26 protein-coding genes and 1 tRNA gene are annotated in these 26,897 nt (G+C 62.1%); 16 read left to right on the forward strand and 11 right to left on the reverse strand.

Annotation, left to right across the window (positions count from 1 at the left end; genetic code table 11):
• The 4 genes from AV929_RS04825 to AV929_RS04840 all read right to left on the reverse strand — a co-directional run.
• On the reverse strand, window positions 1-399 hold a 399-nt coding region (locus AV929_RS04825; RefSeq protein WP_196219975.1), incomplete at its 3' end, for a surface glycoprotein.
• A gap of 430 nt (window positions 400-829) precedes the next feature.
• Complete coding sequence (locus AV929_RS04830; protein ID WP_064287595.1) at window positions 830-1,582, reverse strand: VOC family protein; 753 nt, start codon at window positions 1,580-1,582, stop codon at window positions 830-832.
• A gap of 72 nt (window positions 1,583-1,654) precedes the next feature.
• Entirely contained in the window at window positions 1,655-2,095 is a 441-nt protein-coding gene (locus tag AV929_RS04835) for a TIGR04206 family protein (RefSeq protein ID WP_014040755.1), read from the reverse strand.
• Between the two features lie 134 nt (window positions 2,096-2,229).
• A complete protein-coding gene (locus tag AV929_RS04840; RefSeq protein WP_014040756.1) occupies window positions 2,230-3,339 on the reverse strand; it encodes a GTP-binding protein in 1,110 nt (369 codons plus the stop codon).
• Between the two features lie 159 nt (window positions 3,340-3,498).
• Between AV929_RS04840 and AV929_RS04845 the strand changes: the two genes are divergently transcribed.
• The 5 genes from AV929_RS04845 to rpl12p all read left to right on the forward strand — a co-directional run bounded on the left by AV929_RS04845 (window position 3,499) and on the right by rpl12p (window position 6,612).
• Window positions 3,499-3,699 (forward strand): hypothetical protein, encoded by a 201-nt coding sequence (locus AV929_RS04845; protein ID WP_044951920.1) that lies wholly within the window; start codon window positions 3,499-3,501, stop codon window positions 3,697-3,699.
• A 138-nt stretch (window positions 3,700-3,837) separates the two neighbouring features.
• Window positions 3,838-4,326 carry a 50S ribosomal protein L11 gene (locus AV929_RS04850; protein ID WP_004591731.1) on the forward strand — a complete coding sequence of 163 codons (489 nt, stop codon included), beginning with the start codon at window positions 3,838-3,840 and terminating at the stop codon, window positions 4,324-4,326.
• Window positions 4,327-4,563: 237 nt separating this feature from the next.
• The gene (locus AV929_RS04855) at window positions 4,564-5,202 is read left to right on the forward strand and encodes a 50S ribosomal protein L1 (RefSeq protein WP_050036750.1); all 639 of its coding nucleotides are present in this window, start codon (window positions 4,564-4,566) and stop codon (window positions 5,200-5,202) included.
• A 1-nt stretch (window position 5,203) separates the two neighbouring features.
• Window positions 5,204-6,247 carry a 50S ribosomal protein L10 gene (locus AV929_RS04860; RefSeq protein WP_064287596.1) on the forward strand — a complete coding sequence of 348 codons (1,044 nt, stop codon included), beginning with the start codon at window positions 5,204-5,206 and terminating at the stop codon, window positions 6,245-6,247.
• Between the two features lie 17 nt (window positions 6,248-6,264).
• Window positions 6,265-6,612 carry a 50S ribosomal protein P1 gene (rpl12p, locus tag AV929_RS04865; protein ID WP_014040760.1) on the forward strand — a complete coding sequence of 116 codons (348 nt, stop codon included), beginning with the start codon at window positions 6,265-6,267 and terminating at the stop codon, window positions 6,610-6,612.
• 149 nt (window positions 6,613-6,761) lie between these two features.
• On the opposite strand, the gene AV929_RS04870 is transcribed toward rpl12p, so the two are convergent.
• Complete coding sequence (locus AV929_RS04870; protein WP_064287597.1) at window positions 6,762-10,535, reverse strand: hypothetical protein; 3,774 nt, start codon at window positions 10,533-10,535, stop codon at window positions 6,762-6,764.
• Window positions 10,536-11,062: 527 nt separating this feature from the next.
• A tRNA-Ala gene (locus tag AV929_RS04875) sits at window positions 11,063-11,134 on the reverse strand.
• A gap of 210 nt (window positions 11,135-11,344) precedes the next feature.
• Between AV929_RS04875 and AV929_RS04880 the strand changes: the two genes are divergently transcribed.
• From AV929_RS04880 to AV929_RS04900, 5 genes are read left to right on the forward strand one after another with little or no spacing between them, the layout of a single operon-like run.
• The gene (locus AV929_RS04880; protein ID WP_064287598.1) at window positions 11,345-11,950 is read left to right on the forward strand and encodes a hypothetical protein; all 606 of its coding nucleotides are present in this window, start codon (window positions 11,345-11,347) and stop codon (window positions 11,948-11,950) included.
• A gap of 1 nt (window position 11,951) precedes the next feature.
• Complete coding sequence (locus AV929_RS04885) at window positions 11,952-12,539, forward strand: hypothetical protein (protein WP_014040763.1); 588 nt, start codon at window positions 11,952-11,954, stop codon at window positions 12,537-12,539.
• Entirely contained in the window at window positions 12,527-13,507 is a 981-nt protein-coding gene (locus AV929_RS04890; RefSeq protein ID WP_014040764.1) for a hypothetical protein, read from the forward strand. The genes AV929_RS04885 and AV929_RS04890 overlap by 13 nt, the downstream gene beginning before the upstream one ends.
• Complete coding sequence (locus AV929_RS04895) at window positions 13,497-13,940, forward strand: hypothetical protein (protein WP_008313095.1); 444 nt, start codon at window positions 13,497-13,499, stop codon at window positions 13,938-13,940. Before AV929_RS04890 ends, AV929_RS04895 begins: the two co-directional genes overlap by 11 nt.
• Window positions 13,933-14,676 (forward strand): hypothetical protein, encoded by a 744-nt coding sequence (locus AV929_RS04900; protein WP_008313093.1) that lies wholly within the window; start codon window positions 13,933-13,935, stop codon window positions 14,674-14,676. The genes AV929_RS04895 and AV929_RS04900 overlap by 8 nt, the downstream gene beginning before the upstream one ends.
• Window positions 14,677-14,684: 8 nt before the next feature.
• Here AV929_RS04900 and AV929_RS04905 read toward each other — a convergent pair whose 3' ends face one another.
• Together AV929_RS04905 and AV929_RS04910 are read right to left on the reverse strand one after the other, a co-directional pair.
• Entirely contained in the window at window positions 14,685-16,421 is a 1,737-nt protein-coding gene (locus tag AV929_RS04905; protein WP_064287599.1) for a polymer-forming cytoskeletal protein, read from the reverse strand.
• Between the two features lie 148 nt (window positions 16,422-16,569).
• Window positions 16,570-18,261 carry a hypothetical protein gene (locus tag AV929_RS04910; protein WP_014040767.1) on the reverse strand — a complete coding sequence of 564 codons (1,692 nt, stop codon included), beginning with the start codon at window positions 18,259-18,261 and terminating at the stop codon, window positions 16,570-16,572.
• Between the two features lie 369 nt (window positions 18,262-18,630).
• On the opposite strand from AV929_RS04910, the gene AV929_RS04915 reads away from it, so the two are divergent.
• The 4 genes from AV929_RS04915 to AV929_RS04930 are packed head-to-tail and all read left to right on the forward strand — an operon-like array spanning window position 18,631 to window position 21,084.
• Entirely contained in the window at window positions 18,631-19,101 is a 471-nt protein-coding gene (locus tag AV929_RS04915; protein ID WP_008313088.1) for a 30S ribosomal protein S15, read from the forward strand.
• A complete protein-coding gene (locus tag AV929_RS04920) occupies window positions 19,102-20,223 on the forward strand; it encodes a hypothetical protein (protein WP_064287600.1) in 1,122 nt (373 codons plus the stop codon).
• Window positions 20,220-20,450, forward strand: a complete 231-nt coding sequence (locus tag AV929_RS04925) for a KEOPS complex subunit Pcc1 (protein WP_004518217.1) — start codon at window positions 20,220-20,222, stop codon at window positions 20,448-20,450. Before AV929_RS04920 ends, AV929_RS04925 begins: the two co-directional genes overlap by 4 nt.
• On the forward strand, window positions 20,443-21,084 hold the full coding sequence (locus tag AV929_RS04930) for a 30S ribosomal protein S3ae (RefSeq protein WP_053969003.1): 642 nt from the start codon (window positions 20,443-20,445) through the stop codon (window positions 21,082-21,084). Before AV929_RS04925 ends, AV929_RS04930 begins: the two co-directional genes overlap by 8 nt.
• 187 nt (window positions 21,085-21,271) lie before the next feature.
• Here AV929_RS04930 and AV929_RS04935 read toward each other — a convergent pair whose 3' ends face one another.
• From AV929_RS04935 to AV929_RS04945, 3 genes are all read right to left on the reverse strand, one after another.
• Window positions 21,272-21,715, reverse strand: coding sequence for a plastocyanin/azurin family copper-binding protein (locus AV929_RS04935; protein WP_064287601.1), 444 nt, complete (start codon window positions 21,713-21,715; stop codon window positions 21,272-21,274).
• A gap of 65 nt (window positions 21,716-21,780) precedes the next feature.
• Complete coding sequence (locus AV929_RS04940; protein WP_064287602.1) at window positions 21,781-22,926, reverse strand: 5-(carboxyamino)imidazole ribonucleotide synthase; 1,146 nt, start codon at window positions 22,924-22,926, stop codon at window positions 21,781-21,783.
• A gap of 25 nt (window positions 22,927-22,951) precedes the next feature.
• Window positions 22,952-24,925 carry a flippase activity-associated protein Agl23 gene (locus AV929_RS04945; protein ID WP_064287603.1) on the reverse strand — a complete coding sequence of 658 codons (1,974 nt, stop codon included), beginning with the start codon at window positions 24,923-24,925 and terminating at the stop codon, window positions 22,952-22,954.
• Between the two features lie 151 nt (window positions 24,926-25,076).
• On the opposite strand from AV929_RS04945, the gene ribH reads away from it, so the two are divergent.
• Together ribH and AV929_RS04955 are read left to right on the forward strand one after the other, a co-directional pair.
• Window positions 25,077-25,490, forward strand: a complete 414-nt coding sequence (ribH, locus tag AV929_RS04950; protein WP_050007152.1) for a 6,7-dimethyl-8-ribityllumazine synthase — start codon at window positions 25,077-25,079, stop codon at window positions 25,488-25,490.
• Window positions 25,487-26,647, forward strand: coding sequence for a pyridoxal phosphate-dependent aminotransferase (locus AV929_RS04955; RefSeq protein ID WP_064287604.1), 1,161 nt, complete (start codon window positions 25,487-25,489; stop codon window positions 26,645-26,647). The genes ribH and AV929_RS04955 overlap by 4 nt, the downstream gene beginning before the upstream one ends.
• Window positions 26,648-26,897: the final 250 nt, after the last annotated feature.

Here is a 26,897-nt window from a genome sequence, read left to right on the forward strand (position 1 = left end):
CGTCACGTCGATGTCCTCAGCGACGACCGTGTTGTCACCGCCGGAGAGACCTGAAACCTCGACGGTCAGGTTCCGGTTCGGCTGAACGTCCTGATCCAGACTGAACTGGAGGCGTCCAGTCGTCCCGTCGTCAGTCCCGTCGACTGACGAGACACCGTAGTTGCTCGGGTTCTCGTTTCCGTCGATGTAGATGTCGATGTCTCCCGTCGTGACTGGGCTACCGGTTGAACCATTGAGTGCCAATTCGACTGTCCCGCTATCGTATTCTGCTGCCTGCTGGACGCTGACGTTCGCGGCGGCGGCTGCGCCACCGGAGAACGCGATGGTCCCGGCGAATACCGAGAAGACCATCAGCGCCGTGAGGAACAGGCTGCGAACCTTGTCTGAATTTCCTGTCATAGTTTGTGTTTGCTATCGGGCGACCCCAGCAGTTTTCCACCTGGTCGGAACGCGGCCACCGTGGCCACGCATAGACCGAACCGGCGTACTCACTTCTGGCGTCATGGGTAGGGGTACAGTCTAAACGATAGGTGTCTGTTGTATATGTTTTGTGGTTAGGAAATCTGATTGTCATGAATAGTCAAGCCCCAAAGACGCCATCTGAGGCGATTAGATGTGGTCCAAGCAGCTTGTAGGTCATAGCACAGGATCGGCATTCGGGCGTTTGACGGCCCAGAGATACGTATCGGAGATGGTATCGCTGGCCTGAGACGCTAGGGCTTCACAGATCCTCACTGCTCGCTCAGGAACGACTCCGTAGACGAATCTCCTTCTGACAGCTACCGCGCGAGAATAGATTAGAACAGACGGGTAGTACCGACCAGTGCCGTCAGTTGGTCACGAGTTCGATTTCGCGGGCGTCGGGGTCTTTGGTGAACGCGTAGCGGTCGTCACAGCTCTCGGGGTCGCGGTAATCCTCGGCGTGGCGACCCATCAGCGTCTCCCACGCGCTATGGAGGTCATCGGTTCGAACCGCGAGATGCCCCCAGGCATCGCCGAGTTCGTACGACCGGCCGTCGTAGTTGTAGGTGAGTTCGACCGACATCGCCTCTTCTGGGGCATCCTCGGGCTTGAGGAAGTACAGGGCGAAGTCGTCGAACTCCTCGCGGCGGAACAGGTCGTAGTCGAGCTTTCGGGTGTACCAGCCGATAGCCTGTTCGGCGTCTTCGACACGGATCATCGTGTGGTCCAGCGACCACTTCGCGCCGTGGTCCCGTTCGACGATCTCGATCTCGTGACCGTCGGGGTCCGTGACGAAGGCGTAGGAGCCGCCACAGGAGTCCGGGTCGCGGTAGTCCTCGACGCCGGCGTCCATCAGCTCGTCGTAGGCCTCGTACACGTCGTCACAGCGGACGGCGATGTGTCCCCACGCGTCACCCATCGTGTACGAGCGCCCGTCGTGGTTGTACGTGAGTTCGAGCAGGGCACCATCATCGTGGACGTCCTCCGGACCGAGGAAGACGTTCGTGAAGGTGTCGGCCTCCCAGCGGCCCTTCTCCTCGTAATCGAAATACGTCTGGTACCAGTCCAGCGACGCGTCCAGATCCTCGACGCGCATCATCGTATGATCGAGTGACCACATACACGGCACATGGTGCGAGCGAGCGAAAAGGCTACCGCCACAGGTGGTTCCGTCCGGATTCGATACCGCGGCTCACTCCGTCGCCGTGTCCGCTCGGATAGCCGGGAGGTAGTACCACCAGACCACGATAAGCAGGACAAGGGAGCCGACCGGGACAGCCACGTAGTTGAGCCGCCTGTTGAATCCCAGAAACACCGGAAACTGCGTCAGACCCGCACCTGCGAGTGCGAGGGCGGTCACCCGAACATCCTCACGCCAGACGACACCGGCAACGGCGCTGGCTAGAGCAAAGGCATACAGCAGGACGCCCGAACCCCACGATTCGATAAACTGCGGGAGTGCGCTGGTAAAGCGGATGAAGTAGCTGTAGACCGAGAGCAACTCCGGCGGGTTCGTGTTGAACAGGCCAAACGAGAAGACGAGCGTCAGTTCCTTTCCAATTAGCACCACTGTCCAGGGGACGAGGCCGGCAACAACGACGGCGATAAGACGGCGTCTGGGACCGCGGTCCATAGTTGGTAGCAGGGTTCCACACCAATGAACGCATCTACTCCGCTATGCGGTAGCGGTCCTCCACAGGATTGTTCTTCCGTGGGACCCTTTCTTTTCAGTTGTTCGCGTGCACGCGAGAACCGACGCGCGACAACCTAGCGGTTAGCGACGATCCGCAAGATATCTTCGTCAGCGAGTTCGTGGTCGCGCCCGACCTGCTGTTCGTCGTGCTTGGCGCTTGGACCGGTCACACGAGCGAATCGGAAGCGCTCGTCGAAGCTCCCGCCGAGTTTCTCGCAGGCGTCGTCGACGGTGTCGCCCTCGCGGAGTATCAGCGGTTCCTCGCGGTCGACACCGCGGCCCGGCTTGTCCATGTAGATCCGGATCAGGCCGAGTTCGTCCCAGATGCGTTCGGTGAGGCTATCGAGCCCTTTCTCTTCCTCGGCGCTGATGAAGATTGCTTCGTCGGGGTCGATGTCACGCTCCCGGAGCTCGTCTTCGACTTTGGGCAGGTAGTCGGGTTCGATGAGGTCAGCCTTGTTGACAGCAACGAGGGAGGGCAGATAGACGCGGTTGTCCATCACGCCGTCGATGAGCTGGTCGATGTCGATCTGCTCGCCGATGGTGACGTCGGCGTTGACGTAGCCGTGCTCGCGCAGAACGGCTTTGACCGTCTCGTCGTCGAGTTCGACGCCGGAGGCAGTGTTGACCGAAATCCCGTCCTTGCCCTTCTTCCGGACGTTGACCCACGGCGGGTCCTGGTCGAGTCGGATCTTGTTCTTGTACAGTTCTTCGCTGAGTCGGTCGTACTGGTCGATCTCGAAGACGGAGATGAGGAAGACGATGAGGTCCGCAGTCCGGACGACGGACAGCACCTCCTTGCCGCCACCGCGACCACCAGCAGCCCCTTCGATGAGACCGGGAACGTCGAGAATCTGGATGTTCGCTCCCTTGTGCTTGAGCATTCCCGGGTAGACATCAAGTGTGGTAAACTCGTAGGCTCCCGTTTCGGACTCGGCGTTTGTGAGTGCGTTCAGCAGCGTCGACTTCCCGACGCTGGGGAACCCGACGAGCGCGACGGTCGCGTCGCCGTGTTTCTCGACGCCGTAGCCACCGCCGCCGCCCGAAGAGGCCTGCTGTTCGAGCTTTTCCTTTTTCTCCGCGAGCTTGGACTTCAGCCGACCGATATGGGCCTCTGTAGACTTGTTGTAGGGAGTGCTGGCGATTTCGTCCTCGAGTTCCTGAATCTCCTCTTCGAGCCCCATTAAGTGTATGTCGGCCCCTCGCACCGAATAAGGCTTTCCTCCCTCGCCGACGCCACCCCATCGGCCCGGGTCGACGCAGTTGTCCTGCCGTTCAGAATGGTCAAACGACCCTCATGTAATTCGACACACCTATAGGGTATCCACCGTCATGTGTCGATAATGGGAGCGGCGAGTCGGTTCCGCGACAGCACGCAGATACTGCTGCCAGTCGGTGCGCTCGACGGAATTCGCGAGGAGTTGGAACAGCAGTTCACTGTGAGTGTTCATCAGGACGGTGAACAGATTCGGATAATCGGCTCCCCAGTCGAAATCAAGGACGCGAGCGACTTCCTCGCGCGGCACGGCGTGACGTTCGCCTGAACTGACTGGGATTCTATTCTTTGCCGCGCTGACCTCTTGTTTGTTGGTTCCAAACGGTGAGCGTTCGTGCGTGTGGAGGCCTCACGCAGCGATCCGTGAAACGCAATCCTTTAAACTGCCGCGAGGATTCCACTATGTATGGCTGGAACTATCGAAGTCCTCGTTCCCGGTGGGGAGGCCAACCCTGGCCCGCCACTCGGTCCGGAACTCGGCCCGACACCGGTGGACGTGCAGGCAGTCGTACAGGAAATCAACGACCAGACGGCAGCGTTCGACGGCACCGAAGTCCCCGTCACCGTCGAGTACGACGACGACGGCTCCTTCGAGATCGAGGTCGGTGTCCCGCCGACGGCCGAACTCATCAAGGACGAGGCCGGCTTCGAAACCGGCAGCGGCGAACCACAAGAGGACTTCGTCGCTGACCTCTCCGTCGACCAGGTCAAACAGATCGCCGAGCAGAAGCATCCCGACCTGCTCTCCTACGACCTGAAGAACGCTGCAAAGGAAGTCGTCGGGACGTGCACCTCCCTCGGTGTCACCATCGAAGGCGAGAACCCACGCGAGTTCAAGGAACGCATCGACGCGGGCGAGTACGACGACGTGTTCGCGGCCGAAGCACAGGCGTAAGTCGGACCGCTGTGCGGCTGGCGTGTGTTTTCCCTTGCTTTCGACGCTGTGAGCTACTGCACAGTCGGTGGGATCGTCACCAGCGACTGGTCCCTGAGAACCGGAAACACGCCCGTCAGCGGCCCTTGGGCTGGTTCGACGGGTTTAAGTGTCGCATTGGCGTCTACCCGCACGAGACAGGCATCCGCCTGTTTCACTGACCCGTAGAAGCCGATTGGCGTACTACGGAGGTGAACAATGGCAGATCAGGAAATAGAGAACGCAGTCTCGCGCGCACTCGAGGACGCACCTGAGCGGAATTTCCGCGAAACGGTCGACCTCGCTGTGAACCTGCGCGACTTAGATCTTAACGACCCGTCGAACCGCGTCGACGAGTCCGTCGTGCTTCCTGCTGGCACCGGCCAGGAGACCACTATTGTGGTCTTCGCCGAGGGCGAAACCGCCCTCCGTGCCGAGGAAGTCGCAGACGACGTACTCGACGAGGACGAACTCGAGGAACTGGGTGGCGATGACGACGCCGCCAAGGACCTCGCCGATGACACTGATTTCTTCATCGCAGAGAAGGGCATGATGCAGGACATCGGTCGCTACCTCGGGACCGTCCTCGGTCCGCGTGGGAAGATGCCGGAACCGCTCGACCCCGACGACGACGTCGTCGAGGTCATCGAACGCATGAAAAACACCGTGCAGCTCCGCAGCGGGGAACGGCGAACGTTCCACACGCGGGTCGGCGCGGAGGACATGTCCGCCGAAAACATCGCGGACAACATCGACGTTATCCTCCGCCGTCTGCACGCGGACCTCGAGAAGGGCCCGCTCAACATCGACACTGTCTACGTGAAGACGACGATGGGGCCTGCGATGGAGGTTGCCTGATATGAGCGCCGAATCCGAACGCAAGACCGAAACCATTCCCGAGTGGAAGCAGGAAGAGGTCGACGCCATCGTAGCGATGATCGAGTCCTACGAGAGCGTCGGCGTCGTCAACATCGCCGGGATTCCGTCCCGACAGCTACAGGACATGCGACGTGACCTGCACGGGACCGCCGAACTTCGCGTCTCCCGGAACACGCTGCTTGAGCGTGCGCTTGACGAAGTCGACGACGGACTCGAAGACCTCAACAGCTACATCACCGGGCAGGTCGGGCTCATCGGGACCGACGACAACCCGTTCTCGCTGTTTCAGGAACTCGAGGCCTCCAAGACGCCCGCACCCATCGGTGCCGGCGAGGTGGCCCCGAACGATATCGTGATTCCGGAAGGCGACACGGGCGTCGACCCCGGTCCGTTCGTCGGCGAACTCCAGAGCGTGGGTGCCGACGCACGCATTCAGGAAGGCTCCATTCAGGTCCTTTCTGACTCGACGGTGCTTGACACCGGCGAGGAAGTCTCCCAGGAACTCGCGAACGTGCTGAACGAACTCGGTATCGAACCGAAGGAGGTCGGTCTCGACCTCCGCGCCGTCTTCGCTGACGGCGTGCTGTTCGAACCCGAGGAACTGGAACTCGACGTCGACGAGTACCGGAGCGACATCCAGGCGGCTGCCGGCCGGGCGTTCAATCTCTCGGTCAACGCCGACTACCCGACCGCGACGACGGCCCCGACGATGCTCCAGTCCGCTCGTGGCAACGCCAAGAGTCTCGCGCTCCAGGCGGCCATCGAGGACCCCGAGGTCGTGCCTGACCTCGTGAGCAAGGCCGACGCACAGGTCCGTGCGCTCGCCTCGCAGATCGACGACGAAGAGGCGCTCCCGGAGGAACTCCAGGGCGTCGAGGCCGACGTGGCGACAGAGGAACCGACTGACGATCAAGACGACGACACCGCATCCGAGGACGACGCCGACGCCGACGACGCGGCCGAGGAGGCCGACGACGGCGACGACGACGAGGACGCCGGCGACGCGCTCGGAGCGATGTTCTAACAACACACACTACAACAATGGAATACGTATACGCTGCACTCATCCTGAACGAATCGGGCGAAGAGATCAACGAAGACAACCTCACCGACGTGCTCGACGCCGCAGGCGTCGACGTCGAGGAGTCCCGCGTCAAGGCCCTCGTCGCCGCCCTCGAGGACGTCGACATCGAGGAGGCCGTCGACCAGGCCGCTGCGGCACCGGTGCCGGCAAGCGGTGGCGCGGCCGCACCCGCCGAGGGTGGCGCTGACGAGGCCGACGAGGCCGACGAGGAAGCCGAAGAAGAGGCTGCCGACGACGGCGGCGACGACGATGACGACGAGGACGACGAGGCAAGCGGTGAGGGCCTCGGCGAACTCTTCGGCTAACTCGGTTCAACACAGCACAGCTTTTCTTTGCGTGCGCTCGACCGGTGAGAGGCATCGCTACCGCTCGAATCCTGGAAGCCGCCGTATTGCCTGCCTTCGAAGTATCGTCCGACGAACAAGCGACTGCAGAAGGATGTCGATGCGGCTGTTTAGCTACCGAGTGTCACCGTGTCTGAGTCGACCGTAACCGGTGAGTCGTTCCCGGTCGCCCCCGTTTCGTCGACGTTCTTGAGATATATCTCACCCGTCGCGGTGTCGGCCACGGTGCCGCTCGCCGTTTCGTCGTACACGGTCACCTCATAGGTGTAGTAGCCGGGGTCGAGATCGACGTCGTAGCCCGCCCAAGCCGGGAACGGATCGGTATTGGTCAGGTCGCCGGTCCCAGCAGTGACCATCTCGGAGCCGGCGAAGACGGTCGACCCGTCGCTTTTGTTTTTGATTGTGAGGTTCACTTCCCGTTCGTCACCTACGGTCCCGTTATTGCGGACCTCCACGGTCATCCGCTGTGCGCCGCCGCGACGCTCGATTAGTTCTGAGGTGTTGTAGGTCTCCGCGCCGATGTTCACCGACTGCGTGTCGTTGACGACAACGTTCGACTCCCCCACGAAGAACGACAGTTCCGGGGACGTGGAGTTCGACGTTTCGATGTAGTAGGTGTAGTTGCCGCGACTGGTCGGCATATCAAGCGTAAACTGTCGGGTTTCACCTGGGTTGAGGTCCGCTGACATGGTTTTCGAGTCGATGTCGGTAAATGACGGACTTGTATCGTCGTTGTTTTTCGCACGGAGGACGACGGTATCTGTACCGTCCTGCTCGCCAACGTTAGTGACGTTGACAGTCGCCGTTGCCGTGTCGTCACTGTCAATCACGCTCTCGGCACGGACTGAATCAATCTGCATGAACTGTCCTTCCGTATCACCGACACGCACGTTCCCGCTCGCCTTCTGTTGCGTACCGGGGATAGATACCGTGTACGGATAGCTTTCCCCAGTTGCCTTTGAACTAGTCGGAAGGGTGAACGTGACGGTTTCGGTCTCTCCGGGTTCAATTGTCGTCGAGTTCGTCCCGGCACTGTTGCCATCAAAGCTGCTCTCTAGGGTAGCTTCACCGCTCTTTCCGCCGACGTTCATTACCTCAGCCGTCAGCGTTGCGTCGGTTGTCTCATCAACCCTGCTTGGGGCGTCGGTGTCGATGAGGTTGTACTCCGGACCCGTCTGTACGTCTTTTTCGATTGCGTTGACTGTGAACAGGACAACGGCATCGTTATAGTCAGGGTCGCCGTCATTTGCCGCGTTAGCTGGGTCTGCGTCCTCCTGTGAGAGTTCATAGAGGAGTGCGCGTTCCCCGTCGCCCAGTTGGAGATACCCCGTGTCGTTCACGCGGCTTCCGAGCGTATCCTGAATGTCTCGCTGGTACCACTGTGCTTGCTCGAACGCTGGAAGCTCGTCGCCGTCGTTCAGGATGACGAGGTTCTGCTGGTTCTGTGTCTGGCTGACAGTGGTCGTGTCGTATGTATCCCAGTCACTACAGTACTTCGTGTCATAACCAGCCAGCTCAATCGAAGGAGAGGTGTAGGAATACCTGTCACAGCCGTAGGACTTTGCAAAGACTGAGATCTCCGTTCCGGGTTCGAACGAATCGGAGTAGTAGTACGGGTTCTCGTGTTCGTCAGAGATGAGGCGCTGCTCCGCGTGCGGACCATTGATGTCGCCGTTCTCGTACCCCCGCCAGAGTCCGATCGACTGTGGGTCGGACCCGTTGTCGACATATAGTGACATCTGCACGGGTGCATGGTAGATGTAGTTCCAGCGATTTGAGAAGCCTTCCAGGTCCGCACCCTTCAGCGCAACCGAAGCATTGACCGACTGCTGTATCGTGATCGTCGAGCCGTTCCCTTCGAGCAGCGAGTCCGGCTCGACGGTCAGCGTCGACTGTCGCGACCGGTTCGCCGTCGAGAAGGTTACCGAGTAATCCCCGGGTTCGGTGGGCGCCGTGACGGTCCGATTGAGCGTGACGCTCTCCCCGGGGTCGAGCCGTTCGTCCTCCGCAATGTGGGTCGTTCCGTTGTACTCGACGCGCAGTGTTTGCTTTCCTTCGGTTCCGCCGGTGTTCGCGACGGCGAACTTGATATTCGTCTGGTTGTTCGGTGCGACGGGGTTCTGTACGTCTACAGCGGTGATCTCGTACAACGGCGGCGACGATGAACCGACGACGAAGGACCCTGACCCGGTATCGTCCGGTGTCTCGACGACATAGGTGTACTGCTGTGGTGACCCGACTATTAGCGGGCCACTGGTCACTGAAGCGGTCCCCGACTCAGTGCCTCGGCGAGTCCCGTTGAGGGTGAGCGTCGTGGTCTTCGACGCAACAACGCTGCCAGACGCGTTCTCGATACGGACCTCGACATCGGTGGATTTCCGAATGTCACCAGTGTTTTCGACCGTTGTGTCAACGGTCGCCGTATCCCCACTTTGCAATCCACCCGGCGGCGAAACGGACGCTATCTCGAACACACCTGCATCACCGACGATGAAGTAGTGTCCGTCGTCGTTGTGTTGTGAGTATGTATCATCCTCTGTTTCGACTTCCAGGTCGTACGTGCCGTTCTCCGACGTTGGCATTGACGGCCCGAAGTCGATTGTTCGGCTCTGTCCAGGGCCGACCAGCACGCTTCGCGTCGTGCTTTTCGACCCGTTGACGCGGAAGACGACCTCCTGATCTGCCGTCATTTGCCCAGTGTTCGTGACTGTGACCTCAGCCGATGGGACCTGATTCAGCCGCGCTGTTGCCGGAATCGAATTGCTGGTGACATCCAGTGACGGCGTTCCGTGGACGGACGTATACTTGATGACTTTGTAGTCTTCGTCCTGCTTTGACTCCACAGTGAAGTTGTGTGGCGTCGCCGACGAGACGCTCACCGACCGACTCACAGTGGTCGATTCCCCGCCGATGAGGGTCATTGTCTCCTCCACCTCGCTTGGTGACCCCGACTGGTTGTGCTTCAGCGTGATATCCTGTGTATCTTCTAAGCCTCCGGTGTTCCGGACCGTCGCTGTCACGACTGCTTTCCCAGGGTCTGACGGGTCCGGCTTGACCGTGACACCCTCGACTTTGAACTTCGGGTTCGTCACGTCGCCGAGTGCAAAGCGTATGTGAACGCTCTCTCCCGGCTTGACAGACGCCGGGGTCACCTCAACGTACTGATCATCGTAGGTGCTCCGTGCCCAATCTGCCCAGGCGCGGGCATAGCTACTGTTTTCGATAGTCAATGTCGCGTTGGCGACTTGCGACGGAGTACACTCATAACTGGGTGACGAAATTGAGCCGGTTCGCGCGTCCTCGTAGGACGCGTCGGTGAACAGGGCCATCTGCAGTGCCGCTTCGTGCGACCGCTTGGCCGTCGCGTTGGATTGAATGGCAACCGAACTCCCCTGGATCTGCTGTCCGGAGATATTTGCGAACGATACCGACAGTGCCCCTTCGTCGTAGTTCACTGCTGGGGGCGACGACATCGTTGCGCCCGACTCGGTCATCCGCCACACACCCCCGCCCTGATAGCCGACCTGTTGGCCGTTCTTTTGATACCGAATCGTCTGCAGCGAGCGGTTCCCCGTCGAACAGGCCGAGCGTCCGTTCAGCGTCAGATTGTATGCCGCGTTGCCAGAAACGGCGACGTCAGACCGAACCCGGTCTGGGATCTCGACTGATTCGTTGGTGTCTGACCGCTGGAAGCTCTGATCGACCGACAGCAGCACCTCCTCGGCGAGTTCGACGTTCGCGTCGTCGTTGACATCTCCGATTGTCTGTTGCCCCACCTGAACGATCAGTACGGCACCAACAATGACGGCGCTTGCCAACAACACCACACCCAGAACATGCGATACACCCCGGTCTCCAGCCCCCCGGCTGCCCCACTCGAACATACTTATTTACATACCAACTATTGCACATAAGTTTACTGTTTCACCCATACTAATAACGGTTCCATCGGTGACCTACTGAGGTTAAACAGCAGGTATTCCCTCTAACGGGACCTACCAGCGGTATACACTACCGGCACCGTGTGTCGAATTCCGGAGCCACTGACATTACAATACCCTCCGTAAATGTCATATATTAACCAAGATTGCTATGCCATATGTTGGAACGCTTGTGATATGTGACAACACTAAACAAGATTTAGTTGACTGAGGTTCCTTATTATTCGTATACGGTGGACTGGACGGTACTTACGTAATGCGAATTGAGCCCCAACTTGACCTTTTAATTGAATCCGGCAGCAACGGGTAACGGTTGGTTTAGTAATGTCTCTAGCTGGTTTTTCTCCTAATATCTTGGTTAGACAGTATTGTGCCCTCGATTGTGTGGTTTATTATAGAATCTGCCGGGCTACATCCCAAATCAGCCTACCTGTGTCGTCGATCTCTCATCCACGACGGTAAAATAAGGATGGACTCGCCGGGATTTGAACCCGGGGCCTCTCCCATGCCAAGGGAGTGATCTACCCCTGATCTACGAGCCCTTGCGTGCATTGTTTGCTTCCCGATGGGATTGCTTAAACCCATCGAAGCACCGGGACATAGAGAACCGGCCCCACGGTCTCGGTTAGGCCAGTACTACATCGGCCTCGTGGAGTGCATAGAAATCTGGTAATTGGAGTTACAGTACGGCCATAATGGCTATAACGACTGAGGCCATCCCTACAGTAATCTCAGTTTAGTGAATCAGGCTCATGAACCGTAGGAGAAACGAGACGCAGTCTAACGACCGGCGTGTCGGCCGGTCACTCTGGATCGAAGAGCACCGGCGCGGGCAGACGACGCTGGACTTCGCGATCGGTATGAGCCTGTTTCTGAGTGTCCTGATATTCATTTTCCTGTTCATTCCGGGGTTGTTGTCGCCGTTTTCTGCGGGGGTTCAGGAGGAGACAGTCACGACCGACAGAGTCGCCGATGGGCTCACAATGGGGATGCTCGGTTCGCCACAGCAGCTGTACGTCCTAGACGAACACTGTACTCGGGAGTTCTTCGCTGGGAACGCACCACCGTCAGGATGTGGCTACGAGTCAGGCGGGAGTGCGGAGGAACGGGTCGGGCTCGACCCGGCTCGGGAGAACGTGAACGTCACAATCCGGGGGAACGCGACGGCAACAGCGGCCTCCGGTGAAACGCTCTGCTGGGATGGAGCAACTGAGGAACTCGTTGAAGCTAGTGGTAGTTGTGGGACGGTACTCACTACTGGTGGGAACCCGCCGACAAACAACGACGCGTCGGTCACTGCGTTGCGAGTGGTCTCGTTGAACGGGCAGGATGTCACAGTACGCGTGGTGATGTGGTAGCATGCGCGCGCAGGCACACACGCTCGAAGCCATCGTCAGCGGCATGCTGTTACTCGCGAGCCTGGTGTTCGCGCTGCAGATGACGGCGGTGACGCCGCTGTCCGCGAGCACGTCGAGTCAGCACATCGAGAACCAGCAGCAGGCAATCGGCCACGGCGTCCTCGCCTCCGCGGCGGCAGAAGACGCACTGAAACCGGCTGTGCTCTACTGGGACAACAGCACGGCGCAGTTCCACAACACGGCCGGCGGTCGGGAGTACTACACGAACGGGCCGCCGGACAATCGATTCGGGGAGTTGTTAGAACGCGCGTTCGACCAGCGGGGAATCGCGTACAACGTCTATCTCAGGTTCCAGAACACGCAGGAGCGAACCGTCACGACACGATACATCTACAGCGGCGAACCGAGCGACAACGCGGTGCGTGCGAGCCACACAATCACGCTCATGGACGACGACCACCTGCGTGATGCGGACGGGACGCGCAACAGCACGCGGCTCGGTGACCCAGCGACCGATTATACGGTTTCGGACACTGGAAAGAACGTCTACAACACGGTCAGCGTAGAGGTGGTCGCGTGGCGCATCTGAACGACGACGACCGCGGACAGATAATCCTCATCGCCGCGTTGGCCCTGGCGGTGACGTTCATCGGGCTTGCGCTGGTCGTCAACTCCGCGATCTACACGCAGAACCTCGCGAGTCGGGGCGAGGTCGCCGGGAGCAACGACGCGCTGGAGATGCGGGCGATGGTGGAGACAAACGTCGGGGGCGGCATCACCGCGGCGAACAAGTACAACTACTCGACCCAAACAACACTCGAAACCGGTGTGCGTGAGAGCATCGGGACCGTCAGTACACAGACGGAACGCCAGCGGGTCACGAGCGGGACGCTGGTGAACGTCACACTCGCCGGCCCGCCGACCTACGGCACGCGGATCGCCCAGACCAACACGTCATTGTTCGAATCCGGCGAGGCGACACCGAGCGCCGATTGGATGGTCAGAGAGCGGGTCACGCGCCCGGGTGACGGAACGAACGCGACCAGACGGTTCGTCATCAACGCGACACAGCTCCCCAGTTCGGGAAGTGAGTTCGTCGTCGTAGCGAACGGCACCGGCGGCAACCCGAAATGGACGATGCGGGTCTGGGGTGACGTCGGACCCAGCGGGACGGTCAACGTGGAAGTCGACACACCGAGTGGCACACAGACGTGTGCTGTCCCTATCGAGGAGCCGTACGCCCACATCGACGTGACCGGCGGAACAGTCCAGGGCGAGCCGTGTCTCGCGCTCCAGGGCGGGAGCTTCGACGGGCGGTTCGCTCACGGTGTCGGCGACGAATACAACATCAGCTACGAGTCGGGCGACCAGATCAGGGGGAACTACTCGATGGTTGTCCGCGATAGCAAGCGGGCCTACACGCTCGATACAGCGCCCGCGTCGCCGTTCAGCACAACCGCAATCTACGATGTGACCGTCCGCTACCGCTACGACACGTCGAACCTCCGGTACGAGGCAAAGATACGGGTGGCCCCGGGTGAGCCAGATGCGTCGTAACCGTGCCGTCTCAACGACGCTGAGCTACACGCTGAGCCTGGCCATCGCCTCGATTCTGGTGTCCGGGCTCCTCATTGCCGGCGGCAACTTCGTCGAGAATCGGCAGGAGCAGGTCATCAGGGACGAACTCGAAGTCGTCGGACAGCAGGTCGCCGCCGACATCGCCCGTATCGACCGGCTGGTGGTCGCTGCCGACGACGACCCGACTGCGCGGCTGAATCACACGTTCCCGGCGCGGGTGAGTGGAACCGGCTACCGGGTTTCGATTGACGCCGGCGCCGATGAACTCGCGCTCGAATCGACGTCGCCGGACGTGTCGGTGACTGTGTTGCTCAAAACCCGGACAGACCTAGGGGACTCCAGTGCTGGCGGCGGTGTTATAACCGTGTTCTACGACGAATCGAACGATCAACTGGAGGTGCGAGATGGCTGACCGCGCCGTAAGTGAGGTGCTGAGCTTCGCCCTGGTGTTCAGCCTCATCGTGGCATCGATAATACTCGTCTCAGTGAGCGGGCTGGGGGCGTTACAGAACGCTCGGGACGCGGAGCAGATGGAGAACGCCGAACGGGCGTTCGACGTGCTCTCCGACAACATCGCGGACCTCCACAAACAGGGCGCGCCGAGCCGTGCGACGGAGGTCAGCCTCGGTGAAGCCACGCTCAGGACGGGCGAAAACACGACGATATCGGTACAGGTCCACGACGGGACTGCCCCCAAAGACGTCGGGACCTGGGAGATACGACCGATCATCTACGCCGGCAGCCAGGAGCGAGAGCTCGTCTACGAGGCAGGGGCAGTGTATCGGACGAACCGGGACGGTGGGGTGCAAAAACGGACGCCACCGATACTCGTCTCAGACGACCGCGTGCTCATCACCGTGGTCGGCACGACCGCCAGTGGCCAGCAGAGCCTGGGCGGGTCGACGGTGCTCGTCCGGACGAACCACCGGAGCAGCAACGTCTCGTTCGCCGATACCGGTGGGAACATCGAACACGTCAACGTCAGTGTCGACTCGACTCCACAGCGCGAGGCACTCTGGCAGTCGTACTTCGAGCAGGAAGGGTTCGCCTGTGGGGCCGACGGCTGGTGTAACTTCACGTCGTCTTCCGGCGGCATCCAGCGGACGTACGTCGTCTACCACGACATTGCGGTCGACATCGACCAGTAGCCGGTCGACTACCCGCTGGTCACGTTGATCCGGTTCTTCGAGACGTGGAGGTACGTCAGCCGGATGATGTTCGTGTTCTTCGGGACGGCCCGCTCGTTTCTGAGCGCCCGGTCGTAGTGGACCAGTCCGCCGTTATCCACCGTGACTGACCCGGCGACGAGGCCGCCGTACAGCTCCGCCTTCTTGAGTGAGACGCTGCTGGCACCGACGCCGCCGGCGGGTGCGTAAATCACGCCCTCGAACTGCGGAGTATCGGTGTCCCCCTCGATGACGGCGTCGAAGTCCGACTGACCGTACACCCAGAACTGCTTGGAGTTATTGGCGTTGTCGATGTTGACGTCCCCGGTGCGATAGATGTGGAAGTGGTGACCGCTGGCGGACGTCGCCTCGCCTTTGACGTAGAGGCGGACTTTCCCGCCACCGTTGACTTTTATCTGCCCGTTGTTCTCGATGTAGACGTAGTCCCGGACGGCGATGGTCACGTCGTCACCACCAGTGTTAATCGTCAGCGTCTCGCCGCTCAGTGTCAGGTCTTCTAAGTAGTAGGTGCCTGCGCCCAGCGTCTGGTCGCCGCTGTCGAGCTGGTTCCCCGAAATACTGCTGGTCGCGCCGTTGTCGTTGCCACTGCTTGCGTTGGCGACTCGCCGGTTCACCAGGCCGTCGATAGCGCCGGCTCCCTCGACGCCCGAGATCTGTCTGACATCGCCGTTGACAGTGCCCTTGATGTGCTTGGTAGTCGAGTACTCCACGTCACGGGTGACGACGCCGCTTCCCTTGACCTCGACTCTGTCACCGGATCGAACGGAGCCGTCCACCTCGCTGTTTCCTTTCACGTACACGTCACCGGCTGTGGTGATCGTTCCGAACGACCCCCGTGAGGTCGAGTAGTCGCCGACAGACGAGTTGTAGCTGTCCGTTCGAGCGGGGTCGGTACCGCTACCGGAGAGCGTAATCTGTCCGCCGGCGGACGTGGCCGCGACGGCGCTCGTCACTTCTCGCGGCCCCGTCGGCACGACCAGCGTCGTGGTCACGCTGTCGTTTTCGTGGTCGTAGTACGCGTCACCGTCGGTCCGCTCTTCGAAGTAGCGCCCCCATGACCGGTAGTACTCGCTCTGGACGGTGATGTTGACCGTCCCGGTATCCAGCGGATTGATGTTCCCAGCTGCCTGGTCGGGATACACCTGCGTCGTGCCGTCCTTCGAGATGCTCGCCCGTGAGCCAAGCGACCGGTCGCCACGGACAGTGATGAGTGGGAGCGTCAGCGTCGCGTCGCGGTAGTAGAACTCCGGCGGTGAAACCATGACACTGCCGCTGTCGGAGCGCCGCCACACCCCGCCGCCCTGATAGGCGACTTCCTGGTTCCCGTTTTCGTAGACAACCGCGCCGAGGCGCTCGTCCATCAGCGTGACGGTGGTCGGGGGCGAAGCAGAGTGGTTGGTGATATTGACGGTCATCCGACCGGCAGTGTCGTCGATTCGGTACGTGGATCTGTCCGTCCCGACGAGAGACACCCGCTGGCTGTCGGCGTTCCCAAGCGCCACCAGGGCCGCCTGGGAATCCAGTTGGGTCATCCCCGTCTCCGCCCGGGAGACGTCGAGCCCGGCCTCAGTATCGACCAGCGCCGTCGCTCCCAGGCTGACAACGACGCCGGAACCGACGATGACGAGACTGAGAACCAGTATCAGCCCGAGCGGGGCTGATTGTGCCCGTTGCTGACCCCGACCCTGACCCCAGGGGAATCGCATTATCCGACAGTAGTTATCACAGCTGATAAGGCTGCTGGCCGTCCCGTCAATAGTCGCTACCAGCGACTGTCTATGGCAGCCACAACAAAAACCGACCGACGCTAAGTGCTACCATTTCTGGTAGTGATGAAGTGAGGTGTGTCGGCGGTCAATTGGACGTGATGTTGACGTCGTTCGTCGAGATGTGGAGATAGGTGATCGCAACCACGCTCGTGTCTTTGGGAATTGTACGCTCTTGTTTGAGTGCCCGGTCAAAGTGGACTCTGCCACCCTTTTCCAGTTCGACTTGGCTGGTGACCGCACCGCCGTAGAGTTCGCTCTTCCATATCTCGAACCTGCTCGTTCCGGTCTTTCCCCCCGGCGCGTAGATGACGCCAGTGACTTTGGACTTGTCTGACCCTTTCTTCTCCATCCGGGCCTGGAGATTATCTTTGCCGTAGATCCACACTTGCGTCGACCGCTCACTGACCGCCCCGGTTGTCCTGATCTCACTCGCCCGTGTGAAGAAGTGATAGCCGTCAGCGCTCCCGCCCGACGCGGGCGACTCGCCTTTTACGTAAATCTTCACCTGATTCGGGCCGGACACCGTGATATCGTTTCCGGTGTTGAGGCTCACGTAGTTCTCGACGCCAATGATTACGTTTCCACCAGTCGTGTCGAACTCCACGTCGTCACTGAGGTCGATTCTGTCGACGTGATAGCGGCCCGCGGACAGGGTCGTCGTCCCCTCGGTCCCGTCGATGACGCCGTCGTCGGCTATCGTTCCCCCGTTATCGTTCGACGACGATAGGTCGTCGACCTGTGTGTCGACATGGGAGTTGATATTGGTGGTATCACCGAACGAACTGATCTGCTCGTCGGAACAAGAGCCGGAACACGCTCCGTGTTTGTCGTCGAATGCGTCCGCCCATTCTACCCGGTCACCGTTGAACGTCATCGAGTTACTACTGAATTCGACGCGACCGCCCGAGGTGATGTTTCCATTCAGTTCCGCACTCCCGGTGACGATGACATCACCTGCCGTCGTGAGATCGCCGCCGTCACCGGCCTCGGAGGCGTCGTACCCGTCCCCGTCTGCCGAGGTATAGCTGTCGGTAAATGCATCGTTCCCGCTCAGTTTGATCGACCCGGAATCACTCGTCGCGGCGACGGCGTTCCGGACTTTTCGCGGCCCTGCAGGGACCTTGAGAACGATCGAAACACGACTGCTGTCGGGGTGGTACGTCACATCACCGTCCGTTCGCTCCTCGAAGTACCCGCCCCACGCGCGGTAGTACTCGCTCTGGAGGGTAACGTTGACTTTCCCGTCTTCCAGCGGGTTCGTGAAGTTCGCGTTTCGCGTGGTGTTCGGAAAGTGCGACGTTGTTCGGTTGTGGGTGATCGACGCGCGGTCTCTGATTGTCCCGGACCCGCTCACTGTCACCAGGGGGAGCGTCAGCGTCGCGTCCCGGTAGTGGAACTCGGGCGGGGACACCATCACCGACGTTCCGTCACCGCTGGACCGCCAGACGCCGCCGCCCTGATACGCGAGTCGCGTCTCGTCACTGCCGTGATACGCCACCTCACCCATCGATTCGTTGAATACGGTCGTCCGACTCCCGGACGTTGTATTCTGATAGGAGACGTTCATCCACCCAGCGTCCTCGTCGATACGATAGGTGCTCGAACTGCTCGCAGGAAGTGAGACCTGCTGTACGTCCGTCTGTCCCAGTGCCACGAGCGCGGTTTTGGAATTGAGTTCCGTCAGCGACTTTTCCGTTCGTTCCGCGTCGAGTTGCGTCTGCGTGCTCGTAATTGCGTCAGCACCCAGTGCGACGACCGCCGTCGTCGATATAATCATCACCGCAAAAACCAGCGCTAGCCCGAGCGGAGCACTCTGCCCGCGACTGCCGAGTCTCCGCCCTGCGCTACCCATACTACGCATATCTACTCTAACAACTCACTTAAAGAAGCAGGGCGAGTTATCAATCGTAATACTGTGAAGCCGCTCGGCTGTGAAACGGGTTTCGCGGCTATCCTCGTTTCGAGACGCGACCGGGAAGCGGAACGGTTTAGTCGCGCCCTCTCAGACAGGGAGATGGGAACAGCACGACCGCAAATCTGACTCGCTGTGGACTTTCACAGCTCGGGATTGCGGCCGTGTTCGGCACTGTACAGTGCCAATACGCCTCGTAACGAGAGCGGTTCGTGCGGTTCCAACCAGATTACAATGGCACGAATGCATACACGCCGTCGCGGTTCGTCCGACTCGGACAAACCGGCGGCAGACGAACCCCCGGAGTGGAGCGACGTCGACGAGGACGCCATCGAAGAGCGCGTCGTCGAACTGGCCGAACAGGGCCACTCGCCCAGCGAGATCGGCCTGAAGCTGCGCGACGAGGGCGTTCAGGGCACGCCGATCCCTGACGTCTCGCTCGCGACCGGCAAGAAAGTCACCGAGATCCTCGAGGAGAACGAAGCTGAGCCGGACCTGCCGGAAGACCTTCGGAACCTGCTCGAGCGGGCCGTCCGCCTTCGCGACCACATGGACGAGAACCCCGGTGACTACCAGAACAAGCGTGCGCTCCAGAACACGCAGTCGAAGATCCGACGCCTCATCGACTACTACCGCGGTGACGAGGTCGACGAGGACTTCACCTACAGCTACGACAACGCCGTCGAAGCGCTGGGTCTCGAATAGATGTCGGCGACCGGTCGGGAACCGACGCCAGCCACGTCGCCCGGTGACCTCGCCGGGTCGCTGCGGGAGGCCGCCTTTGTGCGCCTCGTCAGCGACGCGACCGGCGAGGCGCTGGCTGCGACTGGCCTGCTGGCGCGGGCGCTCGGTGACACGCCGTTTCAGGCGAGCGTCGTCCGCCCGTTCGAGGACCCTGACCGGACCACGGAGACCGACATCACTGTCGCCATCGGTCGTACGCAGCCGACTGCCGACGTGACGCTGACCGACCGCGCCGCCGCGACCGCCTTCGAGACCGCTCGCGAACTCGGCACGGCCGACGCCGCGCTCGCCCTGGCTGGCACGATTGCTGCCGGGGACGTTGACGGGACAGTCGCCGAAGCCGCCGAGCAGGCAGGGCTCGACCGCCGACCCGGCGTCGCAGTGCCGGGCACGGACCTCGCGGACGGGCTGGCCCACTCGACGCTGTTTGTCGCGCCCTTCTCGGGCGACGCCGACGCAGCGCGGGCCACGCTCGCCGACCTGGGCCTCGACGCGGACCGGATTCAGTCTGCGGACTTTTCGGCCGACGACCACCGACGCCTCGCGTCGCTGGTCGCGTTGGCTGTCACCGAAGACGCGCCGCCTCGGGCCGCCGATGTGGTCCAGCGCGCGCTCCGCCCAACAGCGGGCGGCCCCTTCGAGACGGTCGGCGGCTACGCCGACGTGCTCGACGCCGTCGCCCGCGAACAGCCGGGCACCGCCGTCGCGCTCGCACTCGGCCACGAGGCCGTCAGCGAGGACGCGCTGGCCGCCTGGCGCAGCCACGCCACACGCGCCCACGAAGCAGTGTCCGAGGCGACCACGGGCCGGTACGACGGCCTGTTCGTCGCCCGCGGCGACGCGATGCCGACCGGCACCGTCGCTCGACTATTCGCGGACTTCCGCGCACCGGAACCAGTGACGCTCGTCGTCACCGACGACCGGGCCGCAGCCCGCGCCACGGACGGCCGGGACGTGGCCGAAACGATGCACGCAGCCGCCGAAACAGTCGGCGGCGACGCCGTCGGGACCGGCGACCGGGCACGCGCCCGGTTCAACGTGTCGACGGCTGACTTCATCGAAGCGTTTCGGGAGGCAGTATGAGACGGGCCGAGATTCGGACGACACACGACTCGCCCGAACGCGTCGCACGCGCGGTGCGGCCGGACAACACCGACGAGATGACCACACGCGTCGAGGGCGACGCCGTGGTCACGACTGTCGAGCGCGATTCGACCGGCGGCCTGCAGGCGACCGTCGACGACTACGTCGTCAACATCCGGGTTGCAGCACAGCTCGCAGACCAACACACACAATCCAATCATGAGTGAACGAAGCGTTTCCAAGCGCACAGAACAGAAACGGTGGTACACCGTGCAGGCTCCCGAGCAGTTCGACCGGGAGGTTCTCGGTAAGACACCGGCAGACGAACCGGACAAGGTGCTCGGACGCACCATCGAAACAACGCTCGGCGAACTGACCAACGACGCCAGCGAGAACAACACGAAGCTGACCTTCAAGATCAACGAGGTCGCCTCGGACTCGGCGTACACGGAGTTCATCCGCCACGAACTCACGCGGGACTACCTCCGCTCGCTCGTCCGCCGCGGCTCCTCGAAGGTCGAGGCCTACATCACCGTGCTGACAACGGACGACTACCGCGTTCAGGTCCAGCCGGTCGCCGTGACGACGAAGAAGGCTGATGCCTCCCAGGAGAAGGCCATCCGCCGGACGATGATCGACCTCGTTCGCGAGACGGCCGAAGACCGCACCTTCGAGGAACTCGTCGACAGCGTCGTCGAAGGACGCCTCTCCTCGGCTATCTACGGCGAGGCCAAGGACATCTACCCGCTCCGACGCGTCGAGATCAAGAAGACCACGCTCGAAGCGCGGCCCGAAGAAGTCGCCGCCGAAGAGGAGACAGCCGTCGACGTGGACGAAGAAGACGTCGACGTCGAAGCCTAACACGTCTCAGCGCCGACGTTCGATTTTTCTGCCGCAGTGAGAGACCGAGTCACAGCGACGCAGCGGACCTGCCTCTCTTCTGTGACGCTGTTGCCGACGGTCGGAGTTAGCGACCGCTACCGCAAAACAGCGCACAGCTGACACACCCAGCACGGACGAGAGAAGCTCGGAAAAGGCAACAGCGATGCTACTCGCCGGTCGTCGCCGTTTCTGGGTTTTCGGTTACAACGACGGTTCCGACCATCCCGGCCCGCTCGTGCGGGATGCAGAAGTAGGCGTACTCGCCGAGCACCTCGAAGGTGTGGGTGAAATCCTGGCCTTCGTACATCGTCCCGCCGGAGGAACTCCCCCAGTTGTCGCGGGCGGCCTGTTCAGTGTCGAAGCCGCCGGAGGCGAAGTAGTCGGCCTCGTCGGGGATCTCGTCCTCGTAGGCTGTGACCGAGTGGCCCTGCTTGCTCGTGTTGAGCCACCGCACGGTCGTCCCCGGTTCGACGGTAATCTGTACCGGGCGAAACGCCGCCGCCGACATCCCCACGTCGTAGTCGGTGTCAGCGCTCCCACCGCCGAGACAACCGGCGAGCCCTGCGACTGCCGCCGGGCCGGCCGCACGGAGAAAATCCCGTCGCTCCATATCGCGACTCAGGACCGCATAGTCAAAGACCGCTCGGTTTTGGACTACGAATCAGCCGGCGGCGGTCACTCGAAGGTCAGTCCGTCACGGAGTTCGCGGGCGTCGGCGAGCAGGCCGTCGCGGTCGTCAGCCGTCAGCGTTACGTGCCCCATCTTCCGGAGGGCGTACACGTCGCGCTTGCCGTACCAGTGCAAATGTGCTCGGGGCGTCGCCAACACGCTGTTTTCACCCCGTAGCTCCGCAGGCTGGCGCTCGGCCACGTCCCCGAGGATGTTCGTCGAGACGGTCGGGAACCGCTGGTCGGTCGACCCCAGCGGCTGGCCGGTGACGGCCCGCAAGTGTTGCTCGAACTGCGAGGTGTGACACCCCTCGATGGTCCAGTGCCCGGAGTTGTGGGGCCGGGGCGCGATTTCGTTGAGCAAAATCTCGCCGTGGGTCGTCTCAAACAGTTCGATGCCGAACACGCCGCGGCCGTCCATCGCGTCCAGCACGTCGTGAGCAACCCCACGCGCGCGCTCACGGACGGCGTCCGACGCCCGTGCCGGCGCGACAGACTCCCGGAGTATTTCCTCGCGGTGGATGGTCTCGGTGACCGGGAACGTGTCCCGCTCGTCCGCGCCCCGACAGCCCATGACCGCCAGTTCCCGCTCGAAGTCGACCATCTCCTCGACCATCGCGGGACCGGCGATGTCGTCGATAGCGTCCTCGACAGTCTCCGGCCCTTCGACGCGGATGTTTCCGCGACCGTCGTAGCCGCCGGTCCGGGCCTTGAGCATCGCAGGGTAGCCCAGTTCAGCACAGGCCGCCCGGAGGTCGTCAGCGGTGTCGACGGCGCGGAACTCGGGGACCGGAACGCCGGCATCCGAGAGCCGGCGCTTCTGGACGAGTTTGTCCTGAATCGTCCGGAGCGTCTCGGGAGCGGGATGCACCGGCGTCCCTGTCTCTTCAGCGACCCGTTCGAGCACGTCCGGGTCGGCGAGTTCGATCTCGAAGGTGAGGTAATCGGCGCGCTCAGCGAGTTCCCGCAGGGTCGCCGCCTCGTCGAAATCCCCGACGAGCTGGTCGCGGACGACCGGCGCGGCCGGGCAGTCCGGTGTCGGGTCGGTCACGAGCAGTTCGAGGCCAAGCGGCGCGGCCGCCTCGCCCAGCATTCGGCCAAGCTGGCCACCGCCGACCACGCCGACGGTCGGCCCTGGTGACGTGAGCGTCATACCGCGCGCTTCCACAGCAGCAGGGTTAACGGTTCGGTTCTCGGCCGTAGGACTCGTGGACCCACACTGTCATGTCGTTCGAGCTGTATTTCGTTCGCATCCGGTGAGTCTTGGGCGTGTACCCGGCGGCTTCGAGCTGTTCGTCAGGGACCGTGCTGTCAATCCGCTGGGTGATGATTATCGGCGGCTGGTCCGCCTGAGCCTGTTTGGCGAGCGTGTCGGGCCGATTCTCACACGAGACGTTCACGTCGTCGGCCGCGTAGTACCACGGCAGCGGCAGCGAGTTGTGCCACTGCAGGCAGGTCGGTCTGGTGTTCCACCACGAGTCGTTCCACTCACCGCGGTCTTCCTTGACGTACGCGTCGTCGCCGTCGTATGCGTCGCTGCGCTCTCCGTGGTACATTATCACATCAGTGCCGTTCCCGTTGGCCGTCGCGATCCGGTCCATCTCGGCCAGATCCGCACGGAGCGACTCCTGTGGCTGAGCGTACTGGACCAGCGAGTTCCCCTCCAGATGCTCGTTTGTATACACCCGCGTTGCGGTCGTGTTGACGACGAGTACAGTGACGAGCAGAACGATGACGGCGGCGATGGCAGCGCCGGTCACGTCGTCAGCCGACAGCGACTCGTTCCCCCATCGGACGACGGCGGCGAGCCCGACGGCGGCTGGAATCGACAGCGGGACGACGACGTGGACGGCGAGCCACGGCGCGCCGATGTCGGTTCCGATGGGGTAGCCCAGAATCGAGACGTAGCCGCCGTAGGCCGCGAACGGGATGAGGTGACGCGGCTCGACGATTCCCAGTCGGTCGACCGCGTACCCGAAGACCGAGAACAGGAGCAGCGGTGCCGCAGTGTAGCCCAGCGCTTTCAGCAGTACCTCGTAGTGACCGTCGACACTCTCGTAGAACGTCTCGATAGAGTCGACCAGGCCTGTTTCAGTGGTCGTGGCTTTCTCCGAGGCCGGCGAGAACCACTCGCTGTACTGGTCGACGACGCGCTCCCAGGTCACCTGAACGAGCTCCGGGAACAGCGACGGGTTCGTCACGCCGGACCAGAAGTTCACGTCGCCACTGGCGGCCGGCGCTGGCGGGTATTCGATGCCCGCGACGCCGGCCCCGCGGGGCGCGTAGAAGAACAGCGAGACGAAGCCAAACACCAGCGCGGCGAGGATGATGTGACTCGCGTACGCCGCGAGGACGGAGCCGGCGCTGTCGTGGCGGTCGCGGAACGAGCGGACAGTGTTGACGACGAGCGCGATGTCGGCCCGAACGCGGCCCGATATCCGACGCCAGATTGCGCCGACGCTCGGGACGCCACGGAGGAAGCCGACCGCGTCGCGATAGCCGTTGGGGAGGACCAGTACCTTCGCCAACAGGAGGCCGGTCGCGCCGAGCCACGTCAGCACGTAGACGATGGCGTTCTCCTTCGAAGCGAAGCCGAGCGCCATGAACGCCGCGACGCCGTAGAGATAGCGCGCCTTGCGGGTGTCGACGAACCGGACGAGCAGGCCGAAGGCGGCGAACATGAACGCCGCGACCAGCACGTCGCTGCGCATGAACCGCGAGAAGTACAGCAGGACCGGATTGAGCGCGAGAAACGCGGCCATGAGGACAGTCTCGTCTGACCGGAGGTGTTCGCGAAAGAGCAGTGCTGTCAGCGGGAGCAGGCCACCGACAATCGCGACCGGGAGCCGCATCGTGAAGTCAGTCGGCGCGGCGACGGTGAACACCCAGGCGTCGACGTGCTGGATGAACGGGCCGTGGATGATGTATCGGTAGGCGAACGAGCCGGAATCGCGGAGATGCAGCGCCCAGTAGGCCACGCGACCCTCGTCGAAGTGGGCGACGCGGCTCCCGAGCGCCGCGACTCTGAGGACGAGTCCGAGAAGCGTCACGGCGACGACGAGCTTCACGGTGGCGCGGGGGTCGTCCGCGAACCAGGACCGGATCCGGTCCCGGATATCGTGGAGGGCAGACAGCAGGGACGACTCAGCCATATCTGGCTCAAGCACATGGGGCATTAGAATCCTTCTGGTTTCTATAACATGTTTTTAACCTAGCGGGCCACCTCAGATGCCGGCACAGCAGTCTGGAACTACGGAGGCATGGAACGGTAGTTCTTTAGTCGCCCCTGCCCGGGTGTCAGGTATGGTGCAGCTCGGGCTGGTTGTCGCCCAGTATGATAAACACGGGGCCGTTATCGAGGAGATGGAGCACGGGGCTTACGAGGCCGCTGCCAACAATGACGCCGAGATTGTCGCGTCGATTGACGTCCCGGGGTCCTACGATACGCCGCTGGCCGCCGACCGGCTGGCGCGGCGGTCGGATATCGACGCCGTGGCCGTGCTCGGCGCGATTATCAGCGGCGACACTGACCACGACCAGGTCATCGGCAACGCCGCCGCACAGGGGCTGACCGACGTGTCCCTCGACCGCGACACCCCCGTCACGCTGGGCATCATCGGCCCGGGCATGAGCCAGGACGAAGCCGAGGCCCGAACCGACAAGGGAGCCTCGGCCGTCCGGAGCGCAATCGAACTCGCCACTGAACTCGAACAATGACTATGGACTTTGCATCCCGCGTCGAACGTGTAGAACCGAGCGCGACCCTCGCAATCAGCAACAAGGCCGCAGAGCTGGAAGCCGAGGGGAAAGACGTCGTCGACCTGAGCGTCGGCGAACCCGACTTCGACACGCCAGAGAACATCAAAGACGCCGCCAAGGACGCACTTGACGCCGGCCACACCGGCTACACGTCCTCCAACGGCATCCCCGAACTGAAGGAAGCTATCGCCGACAAGCTTCACGAGGACGGCCTCACCCAGTACGACCCGGAGAATCTCATCGTCACGCCCGGCGGCAAGCAGGCACTGTACGAGATCTTCCAGACCATCATCGACGACGGCGACGAGGTCGCCCTGCTCGACCCGGCCTGGGTGTCCTACGAAGCGATGGCGAAACTCGCCGGCGGGACGCTGACCCGTGTCGACACTGCCGCCCACGACTTCCAGCTTGAAGGCGCGCTCGACGACCTCGCCGACGCCGTCTCCGACGAGACGGAACTGCTTGTCGTCAACTCGCCGGGCAACCCCCACGGCGCGGTGTACTCCCGCGATGCGCTGGAGGGCGTTCGTGACCTCGCCGTCGAGCACGACATCACGGTCATCTCCGACGAGATTTACAAAGAGATTACCTACGATGGCGTCGAAGCCGTCTCGCTCGGCACCCTTGAGGGCATGGAGGACCGAACGATAACGCTCAACGGCTTCTCGAAGGCCTACTCGATGACCGGCTGGCGGCTGGGTTACTTCGCGGCCCCGGAAGAACTGGTCTCCCAGGCCGGGAAGGTCCACTCCCACTCCGTCTCGTGTGCCGTCAACTTCGTCCAGCACGCCGGCGTTGAGGCCATCACGAATACCGACGACGCCGTTGAGGAGATGCGCCAGGCCTTCGCCGAGCGCCGCGAGTTCCTCATGGGCCTGTTCGAGGACCACGGCGTCCACGTCCCCGAGCCACAGGGCGCGTTCTACATGATGCCCGAAATCGCACCCGACGGAGACGACACCGAGTGGTGCGACCAGGCCATCTCGGAGGCACAGGTCGCCACCGTCCCCGGGACCGCGTTCGGGACGCCCGGCTACGCTCGCATCTCCTACGCAAACAGCAAGGAGCGCCTGCAGGAAGCCGTCGACCGCCTCGCCGAGGCCGACCTGATCTGACGCGCGAACCGTCGTTTTGCGAACGGTTTTGCCCCGACCACCGTTCGGGAGTCCTACCCGCCCGAGCCAGGCTGGGACTCCGTCGCTGATTCAGGCCCCGACAATCTGACCGTAGCCGTTCCGAACGACGGCGAGTACGCGCTGGCGATTGCGGCCGGCATCGACAGTACCGGTGAGCGCGTCGTCTCAGAGGCGGTTGTTACTGTCGTAAAACGAAGGCTGTGGTTAGACTGGAATCGGGGCCACTCAC

The organism is Haloarcula sp. K1 (assembly GCF_001647155.1).
Classification (GTDB): Archaea; Halobacteriota; Halobacteria; order Halobacteriales; family Haloarculaceae; genus Haloarcula; species Haloarcula hispanica.

What these genes read in the sequence shown, in the direction of transcription:
- ribH (WP_050007152.1), top strand. Translation starts at nt 25,077, where the DNA reads ATGGTGCAGCTCGGGCTGGTTGTCGCCCAGTATGATAAACACGGGGCC.
- AV929_RS04835 (WP_014040755.1), bottom strand. Translation starts at nt 2,095, where the DNA reads ATGGACCGCGGTCCCAGACGCCGTCTTATCGCCGTCGTTGTTGCCGGC.
- AV929_RS04830 (WP_064287595.1), bottom strand. Translation starts at nt 1,582, where the DNA reads ATGTGGTCACTCGATCATACGATGATGCGCGTCGAGGATCTGGACGCG.
- AV929_RS04880 (WP_064287598.1), top strand. Translation starts at nt 11,345, where the DNA reads ATGAACCGTAGGAGAAACGAGACGCAGTCTAACGACCGGCGTGTCGGC.
- AV929_RS04850 (WP_004591731.1), top strand. Translation starts at nt 3,838, where the DNA reads ATGGCTGGAACTATCGAAGTCCTCGTTCCCGGTGGGGAGGCCAACCCT.
- AV929_RS04870 (WP_064287597.1), bottom strand. Translation starts at nt 10,535, where the DNA reads ATGTTCGAGTGGGGCAGCCGGGGGGCTGGAGACCGGGGTGTATCGCAT.
- AV929_RS04940 (WP_064287602.1), bottom strand. Translation starts at nt 22,926, where the DNA reads ATGACGCTCACGTCACCAGGGCCGACCGTCGGCGTGGTCGGCGGTGGC.
- AV929_RS04845 (WP_044951920.1), top strand. Translation starts at nt 3,499, where the DNA reads ATGGGAGCGGCGAGTCGGTTCCGCGACAGCACGCAGATACTGCTGCCA.
- AV929_RS04915 (WP_008313088.1), top strand. Translation starts at nt 18,631, where the DNA reads ATGGCACGAATGCATACACGCCGTCGCGGTTCGTCCGACTCGGACAAA.
- AV929_RS04885 (WP_014040763.1), top strand. Translation starts at nt 11,952, where the DNA reads ATGCGCGCGCAGGCACACACGCTCGAAGCCATCGTCAGCGGCATGCTG.
- AV929_RS04910 (WP_014040767.1), bottom strand. Translation starts at nt 18,261, where the DNA reads ATGATTATATCGACGACGGCGGTCGTCGCACTGGGTGCTGACGCAATT.
- rpl12p (WP_014040760.1), top strand. Translation starts at nt 6,265, where the DNA reads ATGGAATACGTATACGCTGCACTCATCCTGAACGAATCGGGCGAAGAG.
- AV929_RS04860 (WP_064287596.1), top strand. Translation starts at nt 5,204, where the DNA reads ATGAGCGCCGAATCCGAACGCAAGACCGAAACCATTCCCGAGTGGAAG.
- AV929_RS04945 (WP_064287603.1), bottom strand. Translation starts at nt 24,925, where the DNA reads ATGGCTGAGTCGTCCCTGCTGTCTGCCCTCCACGATATCCGGGACCGG.
- AV929_RS04905 (WP_064287599.1), bottom strand. Translation starts at nt 16,421, where the DNA reads ATGCGATTCCCCTGGGGTCAGGGTCGGGGTCAGCAACGGGCACAATCA.
- AV929_RS04855 (WP_050036750.1), top strand. Translation starts at nt 4,564, where the DNA reads ATGGCAGATCAGGAAATAGAGAACGCAGTCTCGCGCGCACTCGAGGAC.
- AV929_RS04955 (WP_064287604.1), top strand. Translation starts at nt 25,487, where the DNA reads ATGACTATGGACTTTGCATCCCGCGTCGAACGTGTAGAACCGAGCGCG.
- AV929_RS04900 (WP_008313093.1), top strand. Translation starts at nt 13,933, where the DNA reads ATGGCTGACCGCGCCGTAAGTGAGGTGCTGAGCTTCGCCCTGGTGTTC.
- AV929_RS04925 (WP_004518217.1), top strand. Translation starts at nt 20,220, where the DNA reads ATGAGACGGGCCGAGATTCGGACGACACACGACTCGCCCGAACGCGTC.
- AV929_RS04935 (WP_064287601.1), bottom strand. Translation starts at nt 21,715, where the DNA reads ATGGAGCGACGGGATTTTCTCCGTGCGGCCGGCCCGGCGGCAGTCGCA.
- AV929_RS04840 (WP_014040756.1), bottom strand. Translation starts at nt 3,339, where the DNA reads ATGGGGCTCGAAGAGGAGATTCAGGAACTCGAGGACGAAATCGCCAGC.
- AV929_RS04895 (WP_008313095.1), top strand. Translation starts at nt 13,497, where the DNA reads ATGCGTCGTAACCGTGCCGTCTCAACGACGCTGAGCTACACGCTGAGC.
- AV929_RS04930 (WP_053969003.1), top strand. Translation starts at nt 20,443, where the DNA reads ATGAGTGAACGAAGCGTTTCCAAGCGCACAGAACAGAAACGGTGGTAC.
- AV929_RS04920 (WP_064287600.1), top strand. Translation starts at nt 19,102, where the DNA reads ATGTCGGCGACCGGTCGGGAACCGACGCCAGCCACGTCGCCCGGTGAC.